Below are 3629 nucleotides of genomic sequence, written 5' to 3' on the forward strand. Positions count from 1 at the left end.
ATGCCCGTCATCGTCGCTGCCTGCCCTCCGTGCTTCCTTTCCCGCTTGCCTTGCTCAACCCCGAGCTTCCTAGCTTCCTTGCTTACCTCCGAGCCGGGCAGGAAGGGAAGAGGGGGAACCACAAGCATCGCGGTTCACTGAACTGTACCTACCACAAACCCGACCTGGCCGGACACCCCCACCCCGCGCCGCTCCCAAGGTCGCCCCGACCCCTCAGAACACTCTGTTACCGTCCGGCTACGTTACGCCTATCAACCCGCCCCGCCTGCCGCCGCCACCGGCCGGGCCGGGAATACCCGAGCGCCCCCGCTGTTACAGATACATGCAAACGCATATACCTGCGGCGCGCAGGCGAGGCGCCAGGAAGGCACGACATGCAGTTCGGGATCTTCTCGGTCAGTGACATCACCAGGGACCCGGTAACCAGCGACACCCCGAGCGAGGCCGAGCGCATCGACGCGATCGTCAAGATCGCCCAGCGGACCGAAGAGGTCGGCATGGACGTGTTCGCGATCGGCGAGCACCACAACCCGCCGTTCTTCTCCTCCGCGCCGACGACGCTGCTCGCCTACATCGCCGCGACGACAAAGCGCCTGATCGTGACCACGTCGACCACGCTGATCACGACCAACGACCCGGTGCGCATCGCCGAGGAGTACGCGATGCTGCAGCACCTGAGCAAGGGCCGGATGGACCTCATGCTCGGCCGCGGCAACACGGCCCCGGTGTACCCGTGGTTCGGCCAGGACATCAGGCAGGGCCTGCCGCTCGCGCTGGAGAACTACAACCTGCTGTACCGGCTGTGGCGCGAGGACGTCGTGGACTGGCAGGGCAAGTTCCGCGCCCCGCTGCAGGGGTTCACGAGCATCCCGCGGCCGCTTGACGACGTGCCGCCGTTCGTGTGGCACGGCTCGATCCGCTCCCCCGAGATCGCCGAACAAGCCGCCTACTACGGCGACGGCTTCTTCGCCAACAACATCTTCTGGCCCAAGGAGCACTACATGCGGCTGATCCGGTTCTACCGGCAGCGCTTCGCCCACTACGGCCATGGCGCAGAGAACATGGCGATCGTCGGCCTCGGCGGCCAGGCGTACATCGCGAGGAACTCCCAGGACGCGAAGCGGGAATTCCGCCCCTACTTCAGCGAGGCGCCGGTCTACGGCCACGGGCCGAGCATGGAGGACTTCATGGAGCTGACCCCGCTCAGCGTGGGCAGCCCGCAGGAGGTCATCGACAAGACCCTGACGTTCCGCGAGCACTTCGGGGACTACCAGCGCCAGCTGTTCCTGGTGGACCACGCCGGGCTGCCGCTGAACACCGTGCTCGACCAGCTCGAGCTGCTCGGCGGGGAGGTCATCCCGACCCTGCGCAAGGAGATGACAGCAAGGCAGGACCCGCAGACTCCTGACGCCCCGACGCACGCGAGCCTGGTCAGGGCGAAATACGGCGACCAGGCGCCGCGCCAGCCGCGCCCGAACGCCAACCGCGGCGACAACGTGACCGGCTCGTCCCCCTACCAGGACAGCGCGCCGGAGTTCGCGGCGCGGTACCCGGCCCCGTGACGGCGACCAAGAAGATGGCTGATTCCAGGCACCACGCGAACGACGCATGGGAGGCGCTGCTGTCCGCGCACGCCTTCCTGATCAAGCGGTTCGCGGCCGAAGACATCTGGGCGGACCTGTCCATGCGGGAGTACGACGTGCTCTACACGCTGTCCAAGTGCCCGGCGCCGATCCGGCTTTCCGAGCTCAACAGGCACGTCCTGCTCAGCCAGCCGGCCCTGTCCAGGATGGTGGACCGGCTGGCGGACCGCGGATTCATCCAGCGCGACGCGGACCCGAGCGACGGGCGCGGCGTGCGCCTGTCGCTCACCGGGCAAGGCCGCGCGCTGCAGCAGCAGGTCGGCCGCGAGCACGCCCGCAGCGTCGCCCGCGCCATGATCGCCGACCTGACCCCCGGCGAACTAAGGCAGCTGGAGGCGATCTGCCGCAAGCTAGCCGCGAACGAAGGCAACACCACGGGAACGAGGACATCCGCGCCATGAACGCCGCGCATGCGCAGCAGACATTCAAGCTGGCGGTCGTCAGCGCCGGAACCGGCGACCCGTCGTCGACCAGGCTGCTCGCCGACCGCGTCGCGGACCGCGCCGCGGCGCTGGCGGCCGGCCGCGGCCACCAGGTGACGGTCACGGTCATCGAGCCGCGCGAGATCGCCGCCGACATCACGACCGCCCTGACCTCCCAGCTGATCACGCCCAGGCTGCGGCGGGCGATCGCCGCGCTCGCCGAGGCCGACGGGATCATCGCCGCCGCCCCGGTCTACAAGGCGGGCGCAAGCGCGCTGTTCACCTCGTTCTTCCACGTGCTCGACAACGACCTGCTGATCGCCAAGCCGGTCGTGCTCGCCGCCACGGCCGGGACCGCGCGGCACGCCCTCGTCGTGGACGACCAGATGCGCTCGCTGTTCGCCTTCCTGCGCACGATGACCGTGCCGACCTCGCTGTTCGCCGCCCCGGAAGACTGGGGCGACCCGTCGCTCAACACGCGCGTCGACCGGGCGGCGCGAGAGCTCGTGCTGCTCATGGAAAGCGGCTTCGCCCGCAAGGTCAGGGACGAGTCGTGGGGCAGCTACTCCCACGAGTTCGGCGGCGCGGGCGGGACCGGGACCGACATCGACCTCGACACCGACCTCATGCGCCTGGCGACCGGCGGTCCCGCCGGATAACGGTCCTGACGGCCGTGCGGGCGGGGACTTACGGCCCTGCTGCCCCGCGGCGCGCGGGCCGAATACTCTCGGTATGCGAACTGACAACGGCGACCCGAGCGTGCTCGACGAGCTGACCAGGGATGAATGCCTGCGGCTGCTCGCGTCGGTGCCGGTCGGCCGGATCGTCTACACCCGGCGGGCCATGCCGGCGGTGGAACTGGTGAACTTCGCCCTCGACGGCGGCGACATCGTGGTCAGGACCGACGGGAGCGGCAAGCTCGCCGCGGCCACCCGCGGCGCGGTCGTGGCGTTCGAGGCCGACACCCTCGACGCCAGCCAGCACCGCGGCTGGAGCGTCACCGCCGTCGGCCATTCGCGGGAAGTGACCGATCCCGCCGACCTCGCCCGCCTGCGGGAGACGGGCCCGCGGCCGTGGGCGCCCGGCGAGCGCGAGCACTTCATCCGGATCACCCCGGGCATTCTCACCGGCCGCCGCCTCGGCTGACGGCCGCCAAAATCAAGATCATTATCCCGAACGGACCGTGGCGTCTCCGATCGCGCCCGCCTCTCCCCCGTCAGGCGATGCGCGCCGGCCTTGCCCCCGGCTGTGTGCGAAGCTGGTGCCTGCGCAGGCCGAAGGGGGTTTCCCGCGTTCATGGACGCACTGCCAGCCGTGGTCGCCGCCGCCGCGGGGCTGTTCGCGGGCACCAACATCGACGACTTGGTCGTGCTGTCGGTGCTGAACGCCTCCGCGCGGGCCACCGGGCGTCCCCGGCGCCGGCAGATCTGGGCCGGGCAGTACGCGGGCATGGCGGTCCTTGTGGCGGTGTCGCTGGCCGCCGGCCGCGGCCTGGCGGCGATCCCGCACGGCTGGCTCTGGCTGCTTGCCCTGCTGCCGCTCGGCCTGGGCGCCGTGCGGCTGG

At 70.2% G+C, this 3629-nt stretch carries 5 protein-coding genes; all 5 read left to right on the forward strand.

The features are described 5' to 3' along the window. The first annotated feature begins 374 nt into the window (after positions 1-374). The gene (locus Q1N79_RS24920; protein WP_300613001.1) at positions 375-1562 is read left to right on the forward strand and encodes an LLM class flavin-dependent oxidoreductase; all 1188 of its coding nucleotides are present in this window, start codon (positions 375-377) and stop codon (positions 1560-1562) included. Then, positions 1559-2044, forward strand: a complete 486-nt coding sequence (locus Q1N79_RS24925) for a MarR family winged helix-turn-helix transcriptional regulator (protein ID WP_300613003.1) — start codon at positions 1559-1561, stop codon at positions 2042-2044. The genes Q1N79_RS24920 and Q1N79_RS24925 overlap by 4 nt, the downstream gene beginning before the upstream one ends. Further along, entirely contained in the window at positions 2041-2724 is a 684-nt protein-coding gene (locus Q1N79_RS24930; protein WP_300613005.1) for a CE1759 family FMN reductase, read from the forward strand. Before Q1N79_RS24925 ends, Q1N79_RS24930 begins: the two co-directional genes overlap by 4 nt. Before the next feature lie 73 nt (positions 2725-2797). Next, positions 2798-3211 (forward strand): pyridoxamine 5'-phosphate oxidase family protein, encoded by a 414-nt coding sequence (locus Q1N79_RS24935; RefSeq protein WP_300613007.1) that lies wholly within the window; start codon positions 2798-2800, stop codon positions 3209-3211. A gap of 150 nt (positions 3212-3361) precedes the next feature. After that, on the forward strand, positions 3362-3629 hold a 268-nt coding region (locus Q1N79_RS24940; RefSeq protein ID WP_300613009.1), incomplete at its 3' end, for a cadmium resistance transporter.

Source organism: Trebonia sp., assembly GCF_030042015.1.
GTDB lineage: Bacteria > Actinomycetota > Actinomycetes > Streptosporangiales > Streptosporangiaceae > Trebonia.

Excerpts from the sequence above, each read along its gene's own strand:
- Q1N79_RS24920 (WP_300613001.1), top strand. The coding sequence starts at position 375 with ATGCAGTTCGGGATCTTCTCGGTCAGTGACATCACCAGGGACCCGGTA.
- Q1N79_RS24930 (WP_300613005.1), top strand. The coding sequence starts at position 2,041 with ATGAACGCCGCGCATGCGCAGCAGACATTCAAGCTGGCGGTCGTCAGC.
- Q1N79_RS24935 (WP_300613007.1), top strand. The coding sequence starts at position 2,798 with ATGCGAACTGACAACGGCGACCCGAGCGTGCTCGACGAGCTGACCAGG.